Annotated in this window: 25 protein-coding genes, 1 tRNA gene and 1 pseudogene; 8 read left to right on the forward strand and 19 right to left on the reverse strand. The window is 64.5% G+C overall.

Annotated features, from left to right (window positions below; all coding sequences use genetic code 11):
- Nucleotides 1–81 precede the first annotated feature (81 nt).
- From ACMZ91_RS17940 to ACMZ91_RS17955, 4 genes are all read right to left on the reverse strand, one after another.
- Complete coding sequence (locus ACMZ91_RS17940; RefSeq protein WP_032128667.1) at nt 82–723, reverse strand: LysE family translocator; 642 nt, start codon at nt 721–723, stop codon at nt 82–84.
- 98 nt (nt 724–821) lie between these two features.
- On the reverse strand, nt 822–1,430 hold the full coding sequence (locus tag ACMZ91_RS17945; RefSeq protein ID WP_032128666.1) for an ATP-dependent Clp protease proteolytic subunit: 609 nt from the start codon (nt 1,428–1,430) through the stop codon (nt 822–824).
- Nucleotides 1,431–1,467: 37 nt separating this feature from the next.
- On the reverse strand, nt 1,468–1,818 hold the full coding sequence (locus ACMZ91_RS17950) for an SRPBCC family protein (RefSeq protein ID WP_253144737.1): 351 nt from the start codon (nt 1,816–1,818) through the stop codon (nt 1,468–1,470).
- Entirely contained in the window at nt 1,818–2,129 is a 312-nt protein-coding gene (locus ACMZ91_RS17955) for an ArsR/SmtB family transcription factor (protein WP_042358872.1), read from the reverse strand. Before ACMZ91_RS17955 ends, ACMZ91_RS17950 begins: the two co-directional genes overlap by 1 nt.
- Nucleotides 2,130–2,215: 86 nt before the next feature.
- Here ACMZ91_RS17955 and ACMZ91_RS17960 point away from each other — a divergent pair, with 86 nt between their 5' ends.
- The gene (locus ACMZ91_RS17960) at nt 2,216–2,908 is read left to right on the forward strand and encodes an aspartate/glutamate racemase family protein (protein WP_414578009.1); all 693 of its coding nucleotides are present in this window, start codon (nt 2,216–2,218) and stop codon (nt 2,906–2,908) included.
- 24 nt (nt 2,909–2,932) lie between these two features.
- Here ACMZ91_RS17960 and ACMZ91_RS17965 read toward each other — a convergent pair whose 3' ends face one another.
- Nucleotides 2,933–3,328, reverse strand: coding sequence for a hypothetical protein (locus ACMZ91_RS17965; protein ID WP_100435043.1), 396 nt, complete (start codon nt 3,326–3,328; stop codon nt 2,933–2,935).
- 240 nt (nt 3,329–3,568) lie between these two features.
- Between ACMZ91_RS17965 and ACMZ91_RS17970 the strand changes: the two genes are divergently transcribed.
- The 4 genes and pseudogenes from ACMZ91_RS17970 to ACMZ91_RS17985 all read left to right on the forward strand — a co-directional run bounded on the left by ACMZ91_RS17970 (nt 3,569) and on the right by ACMZ91_RS17985 (nt 5,742).
- Nucleotides 3,569–4,078, forward strand: coding sequence for a DUF3011 domain-containing protein (locus tag ACMZ91_RS17970; protein WP_049462116.1), 510 nt, complete (start codon nt 3,569–3,571; stop codon nt 4,076–4,078).
- 88 nt (nt 4,079–4,166) lie between these two features.
- Nucleotides 4,167–4,520 carry a DUF6713 family protein gene (locus ACMZ91_RS17975; RefSeq protein ID WP_414578011.1) on the forward strand — a complete coding sequence of 118 codons (354 nt, stop codon included), beginning with the start codon at nt 4,167–4,169 and terminating at the stop codon, nt 4,518–4,520.
- A pseudogene (locus ACMZ91_RS17980) lies at nt 4,517–4,948 on the forward strand (GNAT family N-acetyltransferase); the annotation flags it as partial. The gene ACMZ91_RS17975 and the pseudogene ACMZ91_RS17980, both read left to right, overlap by 4 nt.
- A 179-nt stretch (nt 4,949–5,127) precedes the next feature.
- Nucleotides 5,128–5,742, forward strand: a complete 615-nt coding sequence (locus ACMZ91_RS17985) for a sce7726 family protein (RefSeq protein WP_414578013.1) — start codon at nt 5,128–5,130, stop codon at nt 5,740–5,742.
- Here ACMZ91_RS17985 and ACMZ91_RS17990 read toward each other — a convergent pair.
- From ACMZ91_RS17990 to thrS, 12 genes are all read right to left on the reverse strand, one after another.
- On the reverse strand, nt 5,722–6,783 hold the full coding sequence (locus ACMZ91_RS17990) for a beta family protein (protein ID WP_414578015.1): 1,062 nt from the start codon (nt 6,781–6,783) through the stop codon (nt 5,722–5,724). The two genes, ACMZ91_RS17985 and ACMZ91_RS17990, sit on opposite strands and share 21 nt — an antisense overlap.
- Nucleotides 6,784–6,785: 2 nt before the next feature.
- Nucleotides 6,786–7,328, reverse strand: a complete 543-nt coding sequence (locus ACMZ91_RS17995) for an ImmA/IrrE family metallo-endopeptidase (RefSeq protein WP_182266460.1) — start codon at nt 7,326–7,328, stop codon at nt 6,786–6,788.
- Nucleotides 7,309–7,893 (reverse strand): hypothetical protein, encoded by a 585-nt coding sequence (locus ACMZ91_RS18000; protein ID WP_414578017.1) that lies wholly within the window; start codon nt 7,891–7,893, stop codon nt 7,309–7,311. The genes ACMZ91_RS17995 and ACMZ91_RS18000 overlap by 20 nt, the downstream gene beginning before the upstream one ends.
- A 230-nt stretch (nt 7,894–8,123) precedes the next feature.
- A tRNA-Pro gene (locus ACMZ91_RS18005) sits at nt 8,124–8,200 on the reverse strand.
- Nucleotides 8,201–8,268: 68 nt separating this feature from the next.
- The gene (locus ACMZ91_RS18010; protein ID WP_005410431.1) at nt 8,269–8,625 is read right to left on the reverse strand and encodes a MerR family transcriptional regulator; all 357 of its coding nucleotides are present in this window, start codon (nt 8,623–8,625) and stop codon (nt 8,269–8,271) included.
- Nucleotides 8,606–8,905 carry an integration host factor subunit alpha gene (locus ACMZ91_RS18015; RefSeq protein ID WP_005410432.1) on the reverse strand — a complete coding sequence of 100 codons (300 nt, stop codon included), beginning with the start codon at nt 8,903–8,905 and terminating at the stop codon, nt 8,606–8,608. The genes ACMZ91_RS18010 and ACMZ91_RS18015 overlap by 20 nt, the downstream gene beginning before the upstream one ends.
- 27 nt (nt 8,906–8,932) lie before the next feature.
- Nucleotides 8,933–11,314 carry a phenylalanine--tRNA ligase subunit beta gene (gene pheT, locus ACMZ91_RS18020; RefSeq protein WP_049462120.1) on the reverse strand — a complete coding sequence of 794 codons (2,382 nt, stop codon included), beginning with the start codon at nt 11,312–11,314 and terminating at the stop codon, nt 8,933–8,935.
- 85 nt (nt 11,315–11,399) lie between these two features.
- Nucleotides 11,400–12,395: a phenylalanine--tRNA ligase subunit alpha gene (locus tag ACMZ91_RS18025; RefSeq protein ID WP_005417865.1), complete on the reverse strand. Its 996-nt coding sequence runs from the start codon at nt 12,393–12,395 to the stop codon at nt 11,400–11,402.
- A 193-nt stretch (nt 12,396–12,588) separates the two neighbouring features.
- Entirely contained in the window at nt 12,589–12,948 is a 360-nt protein-coding gene (rplT, locus tag ACMZ91_RS18030) for a 50S ribosomal protein L20 (RefSeq protein ID WP_006380762.1), read from the reverse strand.
- An 11-nt stretch (nt 12,949–12,959) separates the two neighbouring features.
- Nucleotides 12,960–13,157 (reverse strand): 50S ribosomal protein L35, encoded by a 198-nt coding sequence (rpmI, locus tag ACMZ91_RS18035; protein ID WP_005410436.1) that lies wholly within the window; start codon nt 13,155–13,157, stop codon nt 12,960–12,962.
- Between the two features lie 266 nt (nt 13,158–13,423).
- Nucleotides 13,424–13,966: a translation initiation factor IF-3 gene (gene infC, locus ACMZ91_RS18040; protein WP_005410437.1), complete on the reverse strand. Its 543-nt coding sequence runs from the start codon at nt 13,964–13,966 to the stop codon at nt 13,424–13,426.
- 48 nt (nt 13,967–14,014) lie between these two features.
- On the reverse strand, nt 14,015–15,916 hold the full coding sequence (gene thrS / locus ACMZ91_RS18045) for a threonine--tRNA ligase (RefSeq protein ID WP_049401217.1): 1,902 nt from the start codon (nt 15,914–15,916) through the stop codon (nt 14,015–14,017).
- A gap of 429 nt (nt 15,917–16,345) precedes the next feature.
- Here thrS and ACMZ91_RS18050 point away from each other — a divergent pair, with 429 nt between their 5' ends.
- Genes ACMZ91_RS18050 through ACMZ91_RS18060 form a run of 3 tightly spaced genes read left to right on the forward strand, consistent with a single transcriptional unit; the run spans nt 16,346 to nt 18,475 of the window.
- Complete coding sequence (locus ACMZ91_RS18050) at nt 16,346–16,642, forward strand: hypothetical protein (protein ID WP_049462115.1); 297 nt, start codon at nt 16,346–16,348, stop codon at nt 16,640–16,642.
- Entirely contained in the window at nt 16,642–16,905 is a 264-nt protein-coding gene (locus tag ACMZ91_RS18055; protein WP_032128657.1) for a membrane protein, read from the forward strand. The genes ACMZ91_RS18050 and ACMZ91_RS18055 overlap by 1 nt, the downstream gene beginning before the upstream one ends.
- 10 nt (nt 16,906–16,915) lie before the next feature.
- Complete coding sequence (locus ACMZ91_RS18060) at nt 16,916–18,475, forward strand: PepSY-associated TM helix domain-containing protein (RefSeq protein WP_414578019.1); 1,560 nt, start codon at nt 16,916–16,918, stop codon at nt 18,473–18,475.
- A gap of 129 nt (nt 18,476–18,604) precedes the next feature.
- On the opposite strand, the gene ACMZ91_RS18065 is transcribed toward ACMZ91_RS18060, so the two are convergent.
- The gene (locus ACMZ91_RS18065; protein ID WP_134951917.1) at nt 18,605–18,997 is read right to left on the reverse strand and encodes a VOC family protein; all 393 of its coding nucleotides are present in this window, start codon (nt 18,995–18,997) and stop codon (nt 18,605–18,607) included.
- Between the two features lie 90 nt (nt 18,998–19,087).
- Nucleotides 19,088–20,278 carry a glycoside hydrolase family 18 protein gene (locus tag ACMZ91_RS18070; protein ID WP_414578021.1) on the reverse strand — a complete coding sequence of 397 codons (1,191 nt, stop codon included), beginning with the start codon at nt 20,276–20,278 and terminating at the stop codon, nt 19,088–19,090.
- Nucleotides 20,279–20,510: the final 232 nt, after the last annotated feature.

Genomic DNA, 20,510 nt, shown 5'->3' on the forward strand with positions numbered 1-20,510 from the left:
CCGTGGGGACTGCGTACTGGATGATCAGGCTAGGCCGTAGCCGATGCGGCAGTCGTGAACAGGCCGCGTGCGCGGCGTGAATCAGCGCGGGCGGAAACGCAGCAGGGCCACTGCAAAGGCCAGGAAAACGCTGCCCACCAGCCGCTCGAACCAGCGCCGCGCGAAGGGTTTGGCCAACCATCGGCGCAGGCCATGGCCACCGGCGGCATACATCACGTACCAGAACAGTTCGCAGCCGGCGAAGGTGGCGACCAGCACGCTGTACTGCAGCGCCTGGCCACGCGACGGGTCGACGAACTGCGGCAGGAACGCCGCAGCGAACAGCAGCAGCTTGGGATTGCTCAGGCCCACCAGAAGGCCACCACGGAACACCTTCCACGCGCCCAGCGACGCCGCAACCGGCAACGCGGCATCGACCGTCACCGGTGGTGCCGGCCGGCAACTGTCACGCCATGCCTTCAGGCCCAGCCAGGCCAGATAGGCCACGCCCAGATAGCGCAGCACCTCAAACAGCATCGGCGAGGAATGCAGCAGCGCACTCAGGCCTGCTGCGGAGGCCGCCAGCACCAGCAGCATCGCCAGCAGGCAGCCAGCCATCGCCGGCACGCTACCGCGAAAGCCGAGCCCGACGCTGCGACCGAGGATATGCAGCATGTTCGGCCCCGGCGTACCACACAGAACGAACACCGTGGCGAGGAACCACCACCAGGTATGCAGGGCCATATCGGACATCCACTTCAGAAGATCCCACCAGCATAGAGTGCGCCGGCCTGGCGCGGCACACACAGCGCAGCATGGATGCGGTGGTTACAGAGGCAGGCTCAGGCCGCGAGCGCGTCGCGCCGTACCAGTACCTGATCGATCAAGCCCCATTCGCATGCCTGCTCGGCACTCATGAAACGATCGCGGTCCAGGGTCTGCTCGACCTCCTCGACACTGCGTCCGCAATGCTGCGCATACAGCCGGGTGATGCGCTGCTTGGTGCGCTGCATTTCCTCGGCATGGATGAAGATGTCCGACGCCTGGCCCTGCACCCCGCCCAGCGGCTGATGCACATGCAGGCTGGCATTGGCCAACGCCGCACGGTGACCGGGCTCGCCGGCCATCAGCAGGAACGAACCCATCGACCGCGCGGTGCCCATGCACAGCGTATGCACCGGGGCCGAGATGTATTGCATGGTGTCGTACATCGCCAGGCCGCTGGAGATCACTCCACCCGGCGAGTTGATGTACAGATGGATCGGCTTCTCCGGGTTTTCCGATTCCAGGAACAGCAGCTGCGCGCAGACCAGCGCCGACACAGTGTCATCGACTTCACCGTTGAGAAAGATGATGCGCTCGCGCAGGAGCCGCGAGTAGATGTCATGGGAGCGCTCACCGCGCTCGCTGCGTTCCACGACCATTGGTATCAGCTGCATTCTGTCCCGCATGTGCCTGCTCCCTGTAGCGTTCGATCCAGGCGCCGGCTCAGGCCGCGCGCATCATGGTGCGATGATCGTCGTTGGCGGCCAACGGCAGCAGCGCGCGCAGGTCGGTGAGCCGATGCACGATGGTCAGCACCGTCCCCCCGCCGTCATCCGCGCGCAGCCGGAAACACACCAGGCTGTGCAGATGCGGGGGCTGCGCATCGCGCAGGCGGAACCCCAGTTCCCGCCCCTCCTCGCACAGGCAAGGCTGCGGATCGGCAAGATCGGCCGCAGGCAACCAGCGCTCACGCAGCGCCGGATCGAACAGTGCGCGCCAGACCCGTTCCGGTGGCGCTGGCAGCCACTGCTCCATCACCAACGCGGGAGCCGCTTCGTTCAGAACATCGTCCATCAGTCCATCTCCTTCAGCAGATCCTGCAAGGCATCCATCCGCGCGGGCCAGTAGGCCCGGTAGCGCTGCAGCCAGTTGCCGATGTGCGCCAGCCCGCGCGGATCGACCTCGTAGTGGACGAAACGGCCTTGGCGCTGTTCGCTCACCAGCCCGGCATCGCGCAGCACCGCCAGGTGCTGGGACATCGCAGACTGGCTGATCGCCATGCCCTCGCGCAGCGCGCTGGCATGCTGCCCGCCCTCGGCCAGCTTTTCGAAGATGTGGCGGCGGGTGGGGTCGGCCAGCGCTTTGAAGAGGGCGTTCTCGATCATGACCAACACATTAGCAATCACTAATGTTTAGTGCAACTCCCGCATCGGCTGTGCTGCAATGACGGCTCCCCGGCATGGAGCTGTGCATGAAGACCCTTGGCCTGATCGGCGGCATGAGCTGGGAAAGCTCGGCGCAGTATTACCGGCTCATCAACGAGGACGTGCGGCAGCGCCTCGGTGGCGCACATTCGGCGCAGCTGCTGCTGTGGTCGGTGGATTTCGCCGGCATCAAGCAGCTGCAGCATGACGGCGACTGGAATGCGCTGGGCGACCATATGGCCGACGCTGCACGGCGCCTGCAGGCCGGTGGCGCCGATCTGCTGTTGATCTGCACCAACACCATGCACAAGCTGGCCGACCGCATCGAGGCGGTCTGCCCACTGCCGCTGCTGCATATCGCCGACCCCACCGCCCAGGCCATCGTGCAGGCAGGCGCACGCAAGGTGGGCCTGCTCGGTACCGCCTTCACCATGGAACAGGACTTCTACCGCGGCCGGCTGCAGGATCGCTTCGGATTGGAGGTGCTGGTTCCCGAAGGCGATGATCGTCGCAGCGTGCACGACATCATCTACCAGGAACTGATCGCCGGTGTGGTCAGCGAGCACTCACGACAGGTCTACGCCGGCGTGATCGCGAGACTGGTGGCGCGCGGTGCCGAAGCCATCATCCTGGGCTGTACCGAGATCATGCTGCTGGTAGGGCCGGAGGACAGCGCCGTGCCGCTGTTCGATACCACTGCACTGCACGCACGGGCTGCGGTGGACGCGGCGCTGGCGTGAATCCATGCGCGCCGGAGCGCGGGATCAGTCCGCGCCCTGCACTTCCAGCGCGGTGATGAGCCAATCGACCACCGCCTGTGAATCGCACAGGAAGAAGATGGCATCGCCGGAGCGCGCCTCGGTAAGCAGGCGATAGACCGTGATCGCCACCGCCGACTGGTTGGCGATGAACACTTCCGGGCTGCGCGGCCCCTCGCTGTGGCCGGCAACCGCGTGCAGCGCCTTGCGTGCGGCCACGGTGGCAGCCGGGTCCGCGCTGCGGGTCAGTTCCGGCCCGCGCAGGCCCCAGGCAATGAACACATGCTTGCCCTTGAACGTAGTGTCCAGGACCCGCACCTCGGCGCCGCCTGCGTCGGCCGAGCGATGAATGACGGTACTGCTGATCAACGCAACCCCCTGTGGTCGTCGTGGTCCGCGCATCCTCCTCCACGCGCCGGCCGCATGCCAGTGACAACAGCCACAGGCTGTGCCGACCGGCGTGGGAGACATGTAAGAGGGTGTAAACCGATGCGATCGGATGTGCAGCGATGATACGGGATGTAAGCCTCTGCATGGGCCCGCGCGTACTACTAAACCGCCACTGAGCCATCTTCGGAACGAAGCGTTCCGGCAGCCCCGGACTGGGCCATTCTTGCCGCCCCATCCCCACCGAGCCTGCACATGTCCCATCGCCTGCTGCTGACGATCACCGGCACCTCCCTTGCCCTGCTGCTGGCCGCCACCACCGTAGCCGCACAGGACTACGACACCGATCACATTCCGGCGCTGCGCTGCGAATCGCAGTTCAACAAGACCGCGCAATGCCCGATCGAGGGCCCCATGCGCCTGGCCAGGCAACTGTCGGTGACCCGGTGCGTGGAGAACCAGAACTGGGGCCAGAGCCGCCGCACGTTGTGGGTGACCGACGGTTGCCGCGCCGAGTTCGTCGCCGACGGCTATGGGCGCGGACGCTGGCCGGGCCGCGGCAGGGACCGTGACGATGATGGCGAGCGCCTGGTCTGCGAGTCCTACGAAAAGAAGGACAAGGAATGCCGTATCCGTGTGCGCCACGAGGTGCGCCTGGTCAAGCAGAAGTCGGTGACGGCCTGCATCGAGGACCGCAACTGGGGCTGGGACCGCCGCGGCGTGTGGGTCAGCGACGGCTGCCGGGCCGAGTTCCGCGTGTATTGACTGCCGAGCACGCGCTGGCTGCGGCGGGTAGGCATGCGTGCGGGACAGAGCCGATAGACTATGGCCTGTACATGGCAGGGAGCGCGACATGGAACGATGGTATCTGGCGACGCTGTTGGCGTTGATCCTGCATCAGATCGACGCTGCGTTCTGGCAGGAATGGGCCATGTTCCATGTGCCCGGTGGCATCCGGGGCTTCCTGCTGTTCAACCTGCTTGCGATCGGCTTCGTGCTTTGGGGGTATCGCCAGACCCTGCTGGGCACATCGTCGGCGCGCGACCATGCGCTGGTTTGTGGCGCACTCGGTATTGGCACGGCGCTGATCCATCTGGCGTTTGCCCTGTTCGGTCGCGATGAATTCCACCTGCCGCTGTCGATCGCCGTCCTGCTCGCCTGCTTTGTGTCGGGCGGCGGCTTGTTGCTGCAGCTGCGCCCGCGATGAGCCGGACTTCCCACTCCGCACACCTGCGTGACGGCAGCATCCAGGACGCCGATGCCTTGATTGCGCTCGACAGCGTGGCGGCCAACGATCCAGGCCGGGCCCTGCAGATCGGCGACTGGCTGGCACGCGGCGGCGTGCAGGTTGCCGAGCAGAACGGCAGGGCCGTCGGCTACCTGGTCATTCATCACCACTTCTTCGGCGAAGCCTTCGTCGAAATGCTGATGGTGGCGCACGCACAGCGCGGCCAGGGCATCGGTACCGCACTGCTGCGCCAGGCCATCGCACTGCACGGCCGGCGCAAACTGTTCACCTCGACCAATGCCTCCAACATCGGCATGCAGCACCTGCTCACTGCCCACGGCTTCGTGGGCAGCGGCATCCTGCATGGGCTGGACGAGGGCGCTCCGGAACTCATCTATCGCTTGGCAAGCGCAGAGCAGCTGTCCAGGAAAGCAGTGAACCAGGACAGGCAGACGTGCCATGGACTGAGCCCCCCCCCCCTCAGGCTAAGCCGAGAACGAGCTTGGGAGCGAGCGCATGCCTAACGATGGCGATAGACTACCTTCCTGGGCGCGAAAATTCTGGACTTGGAGCTGAATTGCGACCTATGAACTACGCCGCAGATGAAACACTGAGATTAATTCGATGGCTGCTGCCCCAATTGCAGCAAGACGAGATAATTGCTCTCGAACTACCTTACAAGGATGTGAGCAGAAAAGCCGATATCGCAATCGTCGGACCTAATCGCCTGGTTGCCATCGAGGTGAAAGGGCCTAGGGACAACCTAGCAAAGCTCTCCAGACAGGTCGAAGACTACGTAGAGGGATTTCTCGAGGTCTATGTCGCGGCAGCACCCAATTTAATGCCCACGATTAAGGATATTATGCCGGAAAGGATTGGACTGATCGACTTAGGCGAAACTACGATCAGCCGCCGTCGGCTCTCAGCCAAACGGCAGCGCCTGTCTAAGACAGGAGCAATTCAGTGGCTCAGAGCTGACGAATTACGCCAGATGTTAGGCGCGCGCAGGGGCCCGAGCAATATCCAAATGCTCCGCCAATCTGCGGTCAATCTTCTGACGACGGCGCAATTGTCACACAGTGCAATCACGTCCATCTACAACCGAGCGAACCAGAAGTTCGCAATCTTCAACTCGGAGCGAGGTGAGCGTCTGACGCTGGATGACGTCGAAACTCTCCGACTACCTAAGAAGATACGCTAGCTCGATCCGATTTGACTGTCGAGAAAGATGGAAGTTGATGCGAACAGATATCCAGTGAGCAGGAGATCTGCCTTGAACTGCGCCGCCAGCAGCACTTTTAATGTTCTCATGCCCCCAGCAGTCGAGAGCAACGTAGTCTGGGTCGTGGAATGCCTTATCTGCAGCGAGATCATACCCCCCGTTCGGACGGCGGTAACGATGATAGAAAAGTGTCTGATCCAAGGGAACATCTACGCGGGGCACCCAACTGGTCACGATCCCCTTGAAGTCTTCTGGATGAACGAGAGCATAGTCACCATGAACCACGTCACCGAGACCATGTTCAGCCCTCACATCCTCTGAGAGTTTCACCTCGAGCAGTTCAAACTTCCCATACTCATCACCACCATAGTCGGGAAGCACAACACTCTTCGGAAAACTACTGCAGGCTACAGCTCGCAACGCAAAACCAGCGCCAGCGGCCACTAGGGTTTGCTTGCTGTCAGCCAGAGCCGCTGCGTAAGTGGACTTGCTTACATAGCCACCATCGCAGATGAGAATCACTTGCTCCAATCCGCCGAGTTCTCTCTTGAGAACATCAACAAGTCGGGAAGTAGAGTCATAATCCACAGGGATACGGAATGCAATATGCGTTGAGCGATTTAGAAACGCCTTGCACTGCACCAACACGCTTCTTTCATCGAACGGATCGGTGAGGTGGACAGTCGGTATGCAGGCTGAATTAAGCGACGAAAGCACAAATGCTCGCCAATTGCGAAATCCGTTGTCGGCATCCAGCAACATGGCCGTTTCTGCGTTACTGAGGCTATCCATCGTAGTAACGTCAGCAATGTAGGAGCGCCCGGCAAGATGCTCCTCAATTTTAGACACGCAGACGCTCACAGAGCCCTCTGTATTCTTCTTCGTCCGGCGCGATTTTGTGTACTCGACGACGGGAAGCAGAGCATCTTTTACTGAGCCAGAGAGCTCAGCATAAGCGCGAATTTCAGCATCTCGCGAGCGAAGAATCGGCACGTATCGCTTCCCTGCAACTTCGTTCATTTCTAACCCATCCGGTAGCCCAAATTATCCAGCCGATAGCGCATCGCCAAGGTGGACACATCGAAGTGACGAGCTAGATCGTTAAGGTTTCTCAACCCTTTGTCAACTGCAGCCCGCACCTCGTCCTCCGGCATCAGTAGTTGGGCGGCGAACTGGTCAGCCTCACGCTCCATGTCTGAGCGATCGTCGTTGCGCCGAGCAAAGGTGTAGTCACGGAACTGATTCTGTTCCCTTCTATGCAGGATGTAATGCGCAATTTCATGAGCGATGGTGAAGCGTTGACGCACCCGATGATGGTACGAATTCACGCCTGCAACCCAAATGTCGCCCCTTTTTTCAAGAAAGCCGGAAACTTCGTCATCCATTTGCTCATGCACAACTTTGATGCCGAGCATTTGCGCCACATCATCGACGCGACACGGAGCGGAGCCCATACCTCGATTGGCCATCTCGGCCTGGAGAGTGGCGAGCGACTCTATAGCCCCTTGTGGAGAACCTTTCGCGGCGGGCGGGCCAATGGGAGTTCTAAGCTTTACTATCGCCATCTGAATTCTCGCTTTCGCTTAGCACTGCAACGTCGTCCAATGCCTCATACATTCTTCTTAACTCATCGACCAGATCTTGGACGTTCCCGAGTTCGTTCTCGATGCCGGTCGCGACGCCGGCTTGAATCTTCGTCTGGAGGAAATTCTTAAAATCCTGCGATTCAACAACATCTCTAAGTGCCTTATCCATTTCCGCTCGACTACCCGCCCTAACGGTGAAGAAGGCTAGGGACACTACTGCCGCCAGCATTACGGTAAGCACCGTGATGACAGTACTGTAAAGACCGGTCACCGTATCCAGATGCCTTCCAAAGGCCTCATCACTTGAGGGCTTCTCGACTTGGCCAGGCGGTGACGAGACGGATGTGCCACCGGCTTTCGGTGCCTCATAAACGGTCACCCACGACTTGTTTACAGAAGGGTTGCCGAGTGCATACAGCGGGGCAAGGAGCACCATAAATGAACAAACAACCAGCACCGAAATCTCCATCCTTCGCGACCGTATCCACGGACGAGCTTGCCGCCTGAGGGCCTCGAAGCCATCCTTCAACTTGCGCAGTTTCATGTCCATTGTCCTGCTATGGTTGATGAGAACACTCATCTATCTCACAGATTGCGACTTCTCAAGTCCAAAAAGTGTAGCGCACGGGTCTGCCACCGTGATCATCCCCTTATGACGTGATCATCCCCTTATGAAGGGTACTCAAGAACTCTGATCACCTTGGATAGGCGGGGATAGGGTTTGATAAGAAAAAAGCCCACGCATTGCTGCGCAGGCTTCTTGATTCATCACAGTGGTCGGGACGGCCGGATTCGAACCGACGACCCTCTGCCCCCCAGGCAGATGCGCTACCAGGCTGCGCTACGCCCCGACTGATGCTGCGATGTGCCCGCCAGTGCGGCGGGCCGTGAAGTATAGCGGATTACGATGGAAATGGGATCAGCGGCGCAACAACTGCAGCACTTCTTCCAGCTCCATGCGCACCTGCTTGATGATCTGGTTGCTCAGCGCCGATTCCTCGCGGGCATCGGGACCATCCAGACGCAGGCGTGCACCACCGATGGTGTAGCCCTGTTCGTACAGCAGGCTGCGGATCTGCCGCACCATCAGCACGTCGTGGCGCTGGTAGTAGCGGCGGTTGCCTCGGCGCTTGGCCGGCTCAAGGCTGGGAAACTCGGTTTCCCAGTAGCGCAGGACGTGCGGCTTGACGTCGCACAGCTCGCTGACCTCACCGATGGTGAAGTAGCGCTTGGCCGGGATCGGCGGTAGTTCGCGGTTACTGCCCGGATCCAGCATAAGCTTCCACCCTCTCCTTGAGCTTCTGGCCCGGACGGAAGGTGACCACCGTACGGGCGGAAATCGGAATTTCCTCGCCGGTCTTGGGGTTGCGACCCGGGCGCTGGTTCTTGCGCCGCAGATCGAAATTACCGAAGCCCGACAGCTTCACCTGACGTCCCTGTTCCAATGCTTCACGCAGCACATCGAAAAACGCGTCGACGAATTCCTTGGCTTCCCGCTTGTTCAGACCGACTTCGTCGAACAGCTTTTCCGCCATCTCCGCCTTGGTCAATGCCATTGCCTGCTACCCCCGAGTGCTGCCCGCTCAGCCGCGGATCCGGGCGTGATGTTCACGCTCGATGGCAGTGACCGCCTCGGCCACCACCGCATCCACGTCGCGGTCCGTCAGAGTGCGCGACTTGTCCTGCAAAATCAAGCCCATAGCGAGACTCTTGAATCCCGGCTCGACGCCCTGGCCGACGTAGCGGTCGAACAGGTTCAGGTCGCGCAGCAGCGGGCCAGCAGCCTGGCGGACGGTGGCCGCGAGATCGGCCCAGGCCACCTGTTCAGGCACCAGGAATGCCAGGTCGCGGCGCACTGCCGGGAAGCGCGACAGCTCGCCGGCACGCGGCAGGCGGCGGGCGGTCAGCGGCCCCAGGTCCAGTTCGAAGGCGTAGACGTCGGCTTCGATGTCCATTGCCTTGGCCAGACGCGGGTGGATCTGCCCGATCCAGCCGATCGCCACGCCATCGCGGAACACCTCGGCCGAACGGGCCGGGTGGCCGTAGGGGCGGGCCGACGGGCGGAACTCCAGTACCGCACCACTGGCAGCGGCCAGCGATTCCAGATCGCCCTTCAGGTCATGGAAATCGACCTTGCGGGCCGGCAGGCCCCACTGCAGTGCCTGTGCATCGCCACAGACCGCAGCGGCCACGCGCGGGGTTTCCAGCGGCGCCGGCCGGCCGTCGCCGGCCGGCTGGGCGAACACGCGGCCCAGTTCGAACAGGCGCACGCGGCCCAGCTGGCGGGCGGCGTTACGGCCCAACGTGGCGACTAGGCCTGGCAGCAGCGACGGGCGCATCACCGCCAGTTCGGCCGACAGCGGGTTGGCCAGCGGCACCAGGTTGTCGCGCAGCTGCCACTGGCTCAGCAGCGCATCGTCGACGAAGGCGAAATTGACGGTTTCCTGCTGGTCACGGGCGATCAGCTGGCGGCGCACGCTCAGCGCGTCCAGCTGGGTCTCGCTCGGCATCGCCACGCGCGAGGCGCCGCCCGGCAGCGTGGTCGGGATCTGCTCGTAACCGTGGATGCGGGCCAGCTCTTCGATCAGGTCTTCTTCGATGGCGATGTCGAAGCGGCGGCTCGGCGCCGTGACCTGCCAGCCGTCGGCGGTGGCAACCACGTCCATGCCCAGCGCGCGCAGGATGCGCTCCACTTCCGCATCTTCGATGGTGATGCCGAGCACGCGGGTGATGCGGGCGCGGCGCAGCACGATGGTTGCCGGCTGCGGCAGATCGGCCTCACGCACGGCCTCGGTGACCGGCGCCGGGGTGCCGCCGGCCAGGTCCAGCACCAGGCGGGTGGCGTACTCGATGGCGGTACGCGGCAGTGCCGGGTCGACACCGCGCTCGAAGCGGTGGCCGGCATCGGTGTGCAGGCCCAGCTTGCGGCCACGGCCCATGATCGCGGCCGGCGCGAAGTGCGCGGCTTCCAGGAACACGGCGGTGGTCGCGTCGGTGACGCGGGTGTCGAAGCCGCCCATCAGGCCGGCCAGGCCGACCGCACGATCGGCGTCGGTGACCACCAGGAAGCTGTCGTCCAGCGCGGCATCGCGGCCGTCCAGCAGCTTCAGGCTCTCGCCGGCACGCGAACGGCGCACGGCGATGCTGCCCTGCAGGGTGCCCAGGTCGTACGCGTGCATCGGCTGGCCGAGCTCGAGCATCACGTACTGGGTGATGTCGACCAGCAGCGAGACCGGGCGCACGCCGCTGCGGCGCAGGCGCTCGGCCATCCACAGCGGGGTCCTGGCGGCGGCGTTGACGCCTTCGATGACACGGCCCAGGTAACGCGGTGCTTCGGCGCCGGCGTCGAGCTGGATGGCCAGCTCACGGCTGCCGATGGCGGGAATCGCCTCGGCGGTGAAATCCAGCACGTCGCTGCGGGTGGCCGCGGCGACGTCGTAGGCGATGCCGCGCAGGCTGAAGCAGTCGGCGCGGTTCGGGGTCAGCTTGATCTCGATGCTGGCGTCCGGCAGGCCCAGGTACTCGACCAGAGCCTGGCCGACCGGTGCGTCATCCGGCAGTTCCAGCAGGCCGGAGGCATCGTTGTCCAGGCCCAGCTCCTTGGCCGAGCACAGCATGCCGTTGGACTCGACACCGCGCAGCTTGGCCGGCTTGATCTTCAGCTCGCCAATCTGCGCGCCGACCATCGCCAGCGGCGCAACCAGGCCCGGACGTGCGTTCGGTGCGCCGCACACGATCTGCAGCAGCTCGCCCTGCCCGGCATCGACCTTGCACACCTGCAGGCGGTCGGCTTCCGGATGGCGTACGGCGTCGACGATGCGCGCCACGACCACGTGCTCGAGGCCTTCGCCCAGCGCGGTCACGTCTTCCACTTCCAGGCCGATGGCGGTCAGCACCGCACTCAGTTCATCGCGCGAAGCGCGGGTCGGGACGTGGCTGCGCAGCCAGTTTTCGGAGAATTTCATGGTGTCACCCTGGTGGGCCCGGCGCATGCGCCTGGGCCTGCGAATTTAGAAGCAGTCGAGCAAGCTCGACTCTACGGACCGGCGCTTACGCGAACTGCTTGAGGAAGCGCACGTCGTTCTCGAAGAACGCGCGCAGATCGTTGACGCCGTAACGCAACATCGCAAAGCGCTCCACGCCCATGCCGAAGGCAAAGCCGGTGTAGCGCTCCGGATCGATGCCGACGTTTCGCAGCACGTTCGGATGGACCATGCCGCAGCCGAGCACTTCCAGCCAGCGGGTGCTGCCATCGGGCTGCTGCCAGGCGATGTCCACTTCCGCGCCCGGTTCAACGAACGGGAAGTAGCTGGGACGGAAGCGCATCTCGAAGTCGCGCTCGAAGAAGGCGCGCACGAACTCGGCCAGCGTGCCCTTCAGGTCGGCGAAGGTCGAATGCTCGTCCACCAGCAGGCCTTCCACCTGGTGGAACATCGGCGAATGGGTCTGGTCGCTGTCGCTGCGGTACACCTTGCCGGCGGCGATCATGCGCAGCGGCGGCGCGTGGTCGCCCATGTAGCGCACCTGCACACCGGAGGTATGCGTGCGCAGCAGGCGGCCGTCGCCGAAGTAGAAGGTGTCGTGCATGGCGCGCGCCGGGTGGTGCGGCGGGAAGTTCAGCGCCTCGAAGTTGTGCCAGTCATCCTCGATCTCCGGCCCTTCCGACAGCTCGTAGCCCAGCCGGCCGAAGATGCCGGTGATGCGCTCCAGGGTGCGGGTGATCGGATGCAGGCCGGCGCGGTCGCCATTGCGGCCCGGCAGGGTGATGTCGATGGCTTCGGCGGCCAGGCGCGCATCCAGTGCCGCGTCTTCCAGCAGCGCCTTGCGCTCGCCCAGCGCGCGGGTCAGCGCGTCGCGGGCCTGGTTGATCGCTTCACCGGCGGCCTTGCGCTCGTCGGCCGGCAGGGCGCCGAGCTGCTTGAGCTGCGAGGTGATGCTGCCACTCTTGCCAAGCAGGGCCACGCGCAGCTGTTCCAGCACGTCGGGGCTCTGTGCGGCGGCCACATCGGCCAGCGCCTGGGTGGTGAGGGATTGGATGTCGCTCATGGGGGGCCGGAACTCCAGTCGATCTGCCATCGCGATGCGCGAAGGGCCGACCCCTGTCGCCACCGCCGTCCCCGCGCTGCCGTCATGGCCTCACCGGGACCCAAAAAAGAATGGGGAAGGACTTGCGCCCTTCCCCATGCATTGCCTTGACCTGACACCGTTCCGAGTGAACGGTTACGGCATCGGGAAGGACTTATGCCGCCAGCGCGCCCTTGGCCTTTTCGGCCAGCGCGGTAAAGCCGGCTGCGTCGTGCACGGCGATGTCAGCCAGGACCTTGCGATCCAGGGTGATGCCGGCCTTCAGCAGACCGTTCATGAAGCGGCTGTAGCTCAGGCCGTTGATGCGGGCAGCCGCATTGATACGGGTGATCCACAGCGAACGGAAGTTGCGCTTCTTCTGCTTACGGCCGATGTAGGCGTACTGCTGTGCCTTGATGACCGCCTGCTTGGCGACGCGGAAGACCTTGCGACGGGCGTTGTAATAGCCCTTGGCGAGATCCAGAATCTTCTTGTGGCGGCGACGCGCCTGTACGCCACGCTTAACTCGTGCCATTTTTCAGTTCCTCAGAGGTAAGGGAGCATGCGGTCCAGACGGCCTGCGTCTTCTGCACGGACATGGCCCGTCTGACGCAGATTACGCTTACGCTTGGTCGCTTTCTTCGTGAGGATGTGGCTACGGTTGGCGTGGCCGCACTTGTACTTGCCCGAGGCGGTCTTGCGGAAACGCTTGGCCGCTGCCCGGTTGGTCTTGATCTTGGGCATTGCAATGTCCTTGATGGGATATGACCCTGGTTTCTGACTGATCTGGCGGCGGCCTGGGCCGCTCTTTCCGTCCTGCCATGATCGGCGTACGACCCGTCCTGGGTGGGTCGAGCCGGGCATGATACAGGCAAAACCGCCCTGCCACCAGCCCCTGCAACCCTTTCGCCGGCAATTCACCGGCTTCCTGCAAAAGCAAAGGGACGCCCATGGCGTCCCTCTACCCTGAACCATTCAGCCAGGCGCCCCGGAAGGCGGCCCGTCAGGCCTCAGGTCTTCTTCTTCGGCGCGATCATCATGACCATCTGACGCCCTTCCAGGCGCGGACGGGATTCAATGACGATGTCCTCGCCCAGATCGGTCTCGATCCGGTTGGCCATTTCGCGGCCCAGTTCCTGGTGGCTCATTTCACGGCCACGGAAACGGATGTTGACCTTGATCTTGTCACCATCTTCGAGGAACCCGCGCATCTTGCGCAGCTTGATCTGGTAGTCGCCCTCGTCCGTGACCGGACGGAACTTCACTTCCTTGATCTCGACCTGCTTGGTCTTCTTCTTGGCCTCGCTGGCCTTCTTCTGCGCTTCGAACTTGAACTTGCCGAAGTCCATGATCTTGCAGACCGGCGGATCGGCCTGCGGCTGGATTTCGACCAGGTCCAGGCCTTCATCTTCGGCCATGGACAGCGCTTCGTCGCGCGACAACACGCCGATCATTTCTCCGTCACTGCCGATCACGCGGACGCGCGGCACACGGATTTCCTGATTCTTGCGGTTCTGTTTGTTGTCAGGGGTGCTGATATTACGTTCTCCCAAGGGTATCGAACCGGTCCGGGTGCCTGTGCCCCCGGACCGGACCTTTGCTTACGCGCCCTCGGCCTGGAGCCGCTCGATGAAGGCCTGCAGGCTCATGCTGCCCAGGTCTTCGCCAGAACGCGTACGCACCGCCACAGCCCCATTTTCCTTCTCGCGGTCACCAATGACCAGCAGGTAGGGCACGCGCTGCAACGTATGCTCGCGGATTTTATAGCCGATCTTCTCGTTACGCAAATCCGAGCTGACGCGGAAGCCTTGCTCCGCAAGGGTTTTGGTCACGCCCGAGACGTACTCGGCCTGAGCGTCGGTGATGTTGGCCACCACCACCTGGGTCGGCGCCAGCCAGGTCGGGAACTGGCCGGCATGGTGCTCGATCAGGATGCCCAGGAAGCGCTCCATCGAGCCCACGATGGCGCGATGCAGCATGACCGGGTGCTTCTTCTGGCTGTTCTCGTCCACGTACTCGGCGCCCAGACGGCCCGGCATCATGAAGTCGACCTGCATGGTGCCCAGCTGCCAGGTACGGCCGATCGCGTCCTTCAGGTGGTACTCGATCTTCGGGCCGTAGAAGGCGCCCTCGCCCGGCAGCTCCTGCCACTCCACCCCGTTGCTGGACAGTGCCGAGCGCAGCGCGCCCTCGGCCTTGTCCCAGGTGGCGTCGTCACCCAGGCGCGATTCCGGACGCAGCGCGATCTTGACCTGGATCTCATCGAAGCCGAAGTGCTGGTAGACCGCCAGCGCCTGCTGGTGGAACGCGGTCACTTCCGCCTCGACCTGGTTTTCCGTGCAGAACACGTGGCCGTCGTCCTGGGTGAAACCACGCACGCGCAGGATGCCGTGCAGCGCGCCGGACGGCTCGTTGCGGTGGCAGGCACCGAACTCACCATAGCGGATCGGCAGGTCGCGGTAGCTGTGCAGGCCCTGGTTGAACACCTGCACGTGGCCCGGGCAGTTCATCGGCTTGAGCGCGTAGGTGCGCTTCTCCGATTCGGTGAAGAACATCGCGTCCTGGTAGTTGTCCCAGTGGCCGGACTTCTGCCACAGGCTCACGTCCAGGATCTGCGGGCAGCGCACTTCGCCGTAGCCGGTCTTGCGGTACACCTTGCGCATGTACTGCTCGACCACCTGCCACAGTGCCCAGCCCTTCGGGTGCCAGAACACCAGGCCCGGCGCTTCTTCCTGCAGGTGGAACAGGTCCTGCTGCTTGCCGATGCGGCGGTGGTCGCGCATCTCGGCTTCTTCGATGCGCTTGATGTACGCCTCGAGCTGCTTCTTGTCGGCCCAGGCGGTGCCGTAGATGCGCTGCAGCTGCTCGTTCTGCGCGTCACCGCGCCAGTAGGCACCGGAGATGCGGGTCAGCTTGAAGGCCTTCAGGAAGCGCGTGTTCGGCACGTGCGGGCCGCGGCACATGTCCACGTATTCCTGGTGGTAATACATGCCCATCGCCTGGATGTCGTCGGACATGTCCTCGATCAGGCGCAGCTTGTAGTCCTCGCCACGGGCCTTGAAGATCTCGATCACTTCGGCGCGCGGCGTCACCTTCTTGATGACGTCGTAGTCCTGGGCGATCAGTTCACCCATGCGCTTCTCGATCGCGGCCATGTCGTCCGGGGTGAACGGGCGCTCGGAGTAGATGTCGTAGTAGAAGCCCTCGGCGATCACTGGGCCGATCACCATCTTCACGTCCGGGTACAGCTGCTTGACGGCGTGGCCGACCAGGTGGGCGCAGGAGTGGCGGATGATCTCCACGCCCTCCTCGTCCTTGGCGGTGATGATGCGCAGGCTGGCATCGTGGTCGATGACGTCGCTGGCATCGACCAGCACGCCATCCACGGCACCGGCGATGGTGGCCTTGGCCAGGCCGGCGCCGATCGACTGGGCGACCTCCATGACGCTGACGGGGTTTTCGAATTCGCGGCGGCTGCCGTCGGGAAGAGTAATGTTGATCATCGCAGTGGCTTCGTGCGGGGCCCGCGGGGCGGGCTGGAAAGCGTTCCCGGGGCGGCGCCCGGGCAATAAAAAAGCGCCACGAGGGCGCCTGGAACACAGGGCCTTCGGGGGCAGGTCAACAGTGGGCGGTGGTAGTGCTCATGTCGCACGCTCGGCCGGCGCTGGGCGCGGGCCACCTTGTTCCAGTCAGGGTTCTACGCTGATCTTAAACCAGCGCAGGGGAAAGCCCAAGGCCTACCGTACGGTCCGCTGAATGGGTCTCGCTGGCAGCGTGAAATTGCAATGATTACCATGTCGGCGCAGGCCGCCCTGTGCCAGCCTGCCCGCTTTCCCCCAGGACCCCGTGATGCGCCACCCGCTCCGACCGGCTCCCGCCGGCCCCGCCCGTGCCCCGCGTTCGCCGGCCCGCTGCCACGCTGGCCGCCCGCGATGATCACCGTCGGCCTTTCCACGCTCGGCTTCTGCAGCCTGGGCATGCTGGCGGCGATGTTCTCGGCGCTGGCCTTCTATGCCGCCTCGCCACACTGCCGCTGGCCGCGCCTGCGCCGTGCCGGCCGCCTTGGCCGCCAGATCGGCCTGGTCGCCGCTGCCGCCGCGCTGTGGCTGTGGATGGCCGAGTTTGGTTTTGCCGCCGGCCTGGTGGCGATGCTGTGCACCTGGATGCTGGCCGCCATGCTGCTGCCGGCGCTGGCAGCCTGGCACCGCCCCGGTACGGAGTCGCCCTGATGTGGCCGCGTGCCCTTGCCGGCATCATCGCCGGCTTCCTCCTCGCCGCCGCCGTCACCGGCCTGCTGGCTTGGCTGCCGCCCGGCCCGTGGCAACGGGCGCTGGTGCCGACCCTCATCGCCTTCATCCCGCTGTGGATGCTGGCCGCCCTGTGGGCGTTCAGTTTCCGCAGCGCGCTGCGCGCCTGGCTGGTGCTGGCCGGCAGCGCCGCCGCCGGCTTTGCCGTGCTCGGGCTGCTGCGCCTGACCGGCGCGGTGCAATGAGACCTTTCCCATGAAGTTCAGTTCGCAGACGCTGCGCACGTTCACCACCCTGCACACCTGGGTCGGCCTGGTTGCCGGCTTCGGCCTGTTCGTGGCCTTCTACGCGGGTGCGCTGACCCTGTTCCACCACGACCTGCCGCTGTGGCAGACGCCCGGTGCAGCCACCGCACTCCCCGCCGGCCTGGACGACGCGCAGTACCTGCTGGAAGACGTGCTTGCCGCGCATCCGGAAGCGCGCCGCCACGTCGGCATGACCTTCCCCGGCACCGAACACCCGCAGCCACTGGCCTACTGGCAGGCCGATGACGGCAGCTGGCGCTACGCCTGGCCGGGACAGATCGCCGGCAGCCCGACGCCGCCACAGACCGGGCTGGCCGAACTGGTCAACGAGCTGCATTACAGCCTCGGCCTGCCGGTGGCCGGCATCTACGTGATGGGCATCGTCAGCCTGCTGTATGGCATGGCACTGCTCAGCGGCCTGGTGATCCACCTGCCAAAGCTGTTCGGTGATCTGTTCGCACTGCGTCCGGGCCGCAACCTGAAGCAGCTGTGGCAGGACGCGCACAACGTGATCGGCGTGCTCAGCCTGCCCTTCCACCTGATGTTCGCGGTCACTGGCGCCCTGCTCTGCCTGGTGTTCGTGCAGATGGCCCTGCTCAACCCGCTGATCTACGACGGCAAGGCCCTGCAGGCGGTACCGACCGCAATGGACACCGCGCCTGTGCGCGACGCCAGCGGCATCCCGGCACCGCCTGGCAGCCTGCGCCTGCTGTATGCACGCGCGCTTGAAGTGGCCCGCGCACAGGGCGTGGCCAATTTCGAACCGGCCTACCTGAAGCTGGCCAACGCCGGCGATGCCAACGCCACCATCGAGATCACCGGCGAATCCACCGGCACGCTCGGCCCGCTCGGCGCGGTGGCACTGGACGTGGCCACCGGCAACGTCCTGGCCTCGCAGCTGCCCGGCCAGCGCGACGCCAACCACGCCACGCTCAGCGCCGCCTACGCGCTGCACTTCGGCGAGTTCGGCAACGGCGTGGTGGTCTGGCTGTACTTCCTGCTCGGCCTTGGCGGTGCCTTCCTGTTCTACTCCGGCAACCTGTTGTGGATCGAATCGCGGCGCAAGCGTCGCCAGCCGCAGCAACCGCGTGCCGGGGTGAACATGGCACGGGCCACGGTCGGCGTCTGCATCGGGCTGTGCGTTGCGATTTCGGTGGCGTTCGTCACCGCACTGGTGCTGGAGCGGCTGGCACCGTCCGCGGTCGACCACGGCATCCGCTGGGCCTGCTTCGGCAGCTGGGCGGCCTGTGCGCTGTGGGCCGCGCTGCGACGCCCGGCGCAGGCGGCACGCGAACTGCTGTGGGCGGCGGCGATCAGCACCGCGCTGGTGCCGATCCTGCATGGCGCGCTCAATGGTGACTGGCTGTGGCGTGCGGCCGCGCGTGGCCACTGGCCGCTGTTCTGGGTCGATGCCATCGCGCTGGCCATGGCCTTCGGCTTCGCCCGCCTGGCTGTGGCCAGCCAACGCCGCGCCCGCAATGGCGACCCCAACAGCGTCTGGGCCAACTGAGCCGTCGCCGGGCATGGCCCGGCGCTACCGACCGTTACGCGCAACGCCCCCTGTAGCGTCGAGCATGCTCGACAGCTGTTGATCTCGCGCCAAGCTCCGTCGAGCAAGTTCGACGCTACCCAAGCAGGATCATGCCTCGCCGGGGTAACGACTCACTTCGATCAGGTTGCCATCCGGGTCGCGGAAGTACACCGATTCGATCGGCCCCAGCGCGCCGGTACGTGCGACCGGCCCCTCCTCCACTGCAACGGACTGCGCCTGCAGGTGAGCCAGCACATCGGTCGTCGCCGTGCGCGTGACCAGGCACAGATCGGCGCTGCCCGGCATGGGCCGCAGCGCATGCGGTTGCAGCGGGGCGCTGGCCGGATGCAGGTTGATCTTCTGCTGGCCGAACTGCAGCGCGGTACGACCGGCGCCGAAGCGCACGACCTGCATGCCGAGCACGCGCCGGTAGAAATCACAGCTGCGGTCGATGTCGGCGACGGTGAGGACCAGATGGTCCAGGCGTTCGAGATGGATCATGCCCGCAGCGTAGCGCTGCGGGCATGGAGATGCTGTGCGGGGTCGGGCCGATGGCGTTGCGGCGTTGCGCCGGACATCGCCTGATGCAGCTCAATCGCCGATGCGTGCCTTCTGCCAGGGGCCCAGCATGGCGTTGAGCAGGCTGGCCTGTTCGTCGTCGCCGGTCAGCTCCCACATGAAGACGCCGGCCAGGCCCTGCTCGCGGGCGAACTGCGCACGCAGGCCGATCGAGCGCGGGTCTTCATAGCTGATGAAAACCTTCTGCTCGGCGTTGTACAGCCACGGGCTCTGCGCCTGTGGTTGCCAGTGCTTCGTCCAGCCCGGCTGGTCGAGATAGCGCGCCTTGATCACGCGCCAGTCGCCGGCATCGGCCGGTGCACTGTAGGACTGGTACAGCCCATCCGGCGCATCGCCGGTGACCTTGAAGCCGCGCCCGTAGAACGGCACACCCAGCACCAGCTTGTGGGCTGGCACCCCGCGCTCGCGGTAGTACTGCACCGCGCCGGCAACGTTGTTCCAGCGCCGCAGTTCCGGCGCCAGCGGATCGGTCGGCACTTCATGCAGGGGCGCATTGAACGTCGACACCGCCGAGAAGCCGGTGCCCATGTCGTAGCTCATCAGGTTGATGAAATCGAACACCTTGGCCAGCGCCGGCAGGTCATAGCTTGCGGCTGGATCATAGGGGCCATCGGTCTGCAGGCGACCGGCGGCCAGTGCGGCGGTCAACAGCATCGGCTGCCCCGCCTTGCGGCCATGCGCATCAAGGGCCACGCGGAACGCCTGCGCGAGCCGGGTCAGATTGGCGCGGTCCTGCGGGCGGTGTGCCAGCTCCTTCGGTCCGCCACTGACCGGGAACTCCCAGTCGATGTCCACGCCATCGAAACTGCCAGCATGACGATCGAAGAACAGCGCCATGCATGAGTCGACCAGGCGCTTGCGGCTGGCCTCGGTCAGCGCTGCATCGGAGAATCCACCTGCGCCCCATCCGCCAATTGAGATCAGCGTGCGCAGATGCGGGTGCGCCTTCTTCAGCTCGGCCAGCGCAGCAAAATTCTTCGGCGCTTCGGCGCCGACCGTGCAGCGGCCGTCCTCGATGGTGGAGAACGCGTAGAACAGGTGGGTGAGGCGCTCGGCCGGAATGCTCGACACCGGGTAGCGCTCGGCCGAGCCGCCGGGGTAGTAGGCACCGAAGATCGGCGGCTGTGCGGGCGCGGCATGCAAGGCAATGGGCAGGGCGCCGGCAATCAGCACGGCAAGGACGGCCACGGTCTGGCGGAACATAGGATCTCCCGGTTCGAAGGCGCCGCCACGTTAGCAAACGGATGGGGCTGCGGGACGGTTGTCGCGGCATGTCGTCCAGTGGACAGGTGCGATCCGCGCAACCGCGACAGAACGATGGCTGCGTAGCGCCTCTCGTGCACTGCGGCAGGACATGCAACGACCTGGGTGCGCGGCTCTTCATAACAGCGAGGCAAAGAAAAAGCGGGCCGAAGCCCGCTTTTTCAATTCAGCG

It is taken from the genome of Stenotrophomonas sp. FR024 (genome assembly GCF_047500745.2).
GTDB lineage: Bacteria > Pseudomonadota > Gammaproteobacteria > Xanthomonadales > Xanthomonadaceae > Stenotrophomonas > Stenotrophomonas maltophilia_A.

Excerpts from the sequence above, each read along its gene's own strand:
- ACMZ91_RS17960 (WP_414578009.1), top strand. The coding sequence starts at position 2,216 with ATGAAGACCCTTGGCCTGATCGGCGGCATGAGCTGGGAAAGCTCGGCG.
- ACMZ91_RS17975 (WP_414578011.1), top strand. The coding sequence starts at position 4,167 with ATGGAACGATGGTATCTGGCGACGCTGTTGGCGTTGATCCTGCATCAG.
- ACMZ91_RS18000 (WP_414578017.1), bottom strand. The coding sequence starts at position 7,893 with ATGAAACTGCGCAAGTTGAAGGATGGCTTCGAGGCCCTCAGGCGGCAA.
- ACMZ91_RS17990 (WP_414578015.1), bottom strand. The coding sequence starts at position 6,783 with ATGAACGAAGTTGCAGGGAAGCGATACGTGCCGATTCTTCGCTCGCGA.
- ACMZ91_RS18055 (WP_032128657.1), top strand. The coding sequence starts at position 16,642 with ATGTGGCCGCGTGCCCTTGCCGGCATCATCGCCGGCTTCCTCCTCGCC.
- ACMZ91_RS17950 (WP_253144737.1), bottom strand. The coding sequence starts at position 1,818 with ATGGACGATGTTCTGAACGAAGCGGCTCCCGCGTTGGTGATGGAGCAG.
- ACMZ91_RS17970 (WP_049462116.1), top strand. The coding sequence starts at position 3,569 with ATGTCCCATCGCCTGCTGCTGACGATCACCGGCACCTCCCTTGCCCTG.
- ACMZ91_RS18015 (WP_005410432.1), bottom strand. The coding sequence starts at position 8,905 with ATGGCATTGACCAAGGCGGAGATGGCGGAAAAGCTGTTCGACGAAGTC.
- ACMZ91_RS17940 (WP_032128667.1), bottom strand. The coding sequence starts at position 723 with ATGGCCCTGCATACCTGGTGGTGGTTCCTCGCCACGGTGTTCGTTCTG.
- rpmI (WP_005410436.1), bottom strand. The coding sequence starts at position 13,157 with ATGCCCAAGATCAAGACCAACCGGGCAGCGGCCAAGCGTTTCCGCAAG.
- pheT (WP_049462120.1), bottom strand. The coding sequence starts at position 11,314 with ATGAAATTCTCCGAAAACTGGCTGCGCAGCCACGTCCCGACCCGCGCT.
- ACMZ91_RS17995 (WP_182266460.1), bottom strand. The coding sequence starts at position 7,328 with ATGGCGATAGTAAAGCTTAGAACTCCCATTGGCCCGCCCGCCGCGAAA.
- ACMZ91_RS18010 (WP_005410431.1), bottom strand. The coding sequence starts at position 8,625 with ATGCTGGATCCGGGCAGTAACCGCGAACTACCGCCGATCCCGGCCAAG.
- ACMZ91_RS18025 (WP_005417865.1), bottom strand. The coding sequence starts at position 12,395 with ATGAGCGACATCCAATCCCTCACCACCCAGGCGCTGGCCGATGTGGCC.
- ACMZ91_RS18060 (WP_414578019.1), top strand. The coding sequence starts at position 16,916 with ATGAAGTTCAGTTCGCAGACGCTGCGCACGTTCACCACCCTGCACACC.
- rplT (WP_006380762.1), bottom strand. The coding sequence starts at position 12,948 with ATGGCACGAGTTAAGCGTGGCGTACAGGCGCGTCGCCGCCACAAGAAG.
- ACMZ91_RS18065 (WP_134951917.1), bottom strand. The coding sequence starts at position 18,997 with ATGATCCATCTCGAACGCCTGGACCATCTGGTCCTCACCGTCGCCGAC.
- ACMZ91_RS18050 (WP_049462115.1), top strand. The coding sequence starts at position 16,346 with ATGATCACCGTCGGCCTTTCCACGCTCGGCTTCTGCAGCCTGGGCATG.
- ACMZ91_RS17985 (WP_414578013.1), top strand. The coding sequence starts at position 5,128 with ATGAACTACGCCGCAGATGAAACACTGAGATTAATTCGATGGCTGCTG.
- thrS (WP_049401217.1), bottom strand. The coding sequence starts at position 15,916 with ATGATCAACATTACTCTTCCCGACGGCAGCCGCCGCGAATTCGAAAAC.
- ACMZ91_RS17945 (WP_032128666.1), bottom strand. The coding sequence starts at position 1,430 with ATGCGGGACAGAATGCAGCTGATACCAATGGTCGTGGAACGCAGCGAG.
- ACMZ91_RS18070 (WP_414578021.1), bottom strand. The coding sequence starts at position 20,278 with ATGTTCCGCCAGACCGTGGCCGTCCTTGCCGTGCTGATTGCCGGCGCC.
- ACMZ91_RS17955 (WP_042358872.1), bottom strand. The coding sequence starts at position 2,129 with ATGATCGAGAACGCCCTCTTCAAAGCGCTGGCCGACCCCACCCGCCGC.
- ACMZ91_RS17965 (WP_100435043.1), bottom strand. The coding sequence starts at position 3,328 with ATGCGCGGACCACGACGACCACAGGGGGTTGCGTTGATCAGCAGTACC.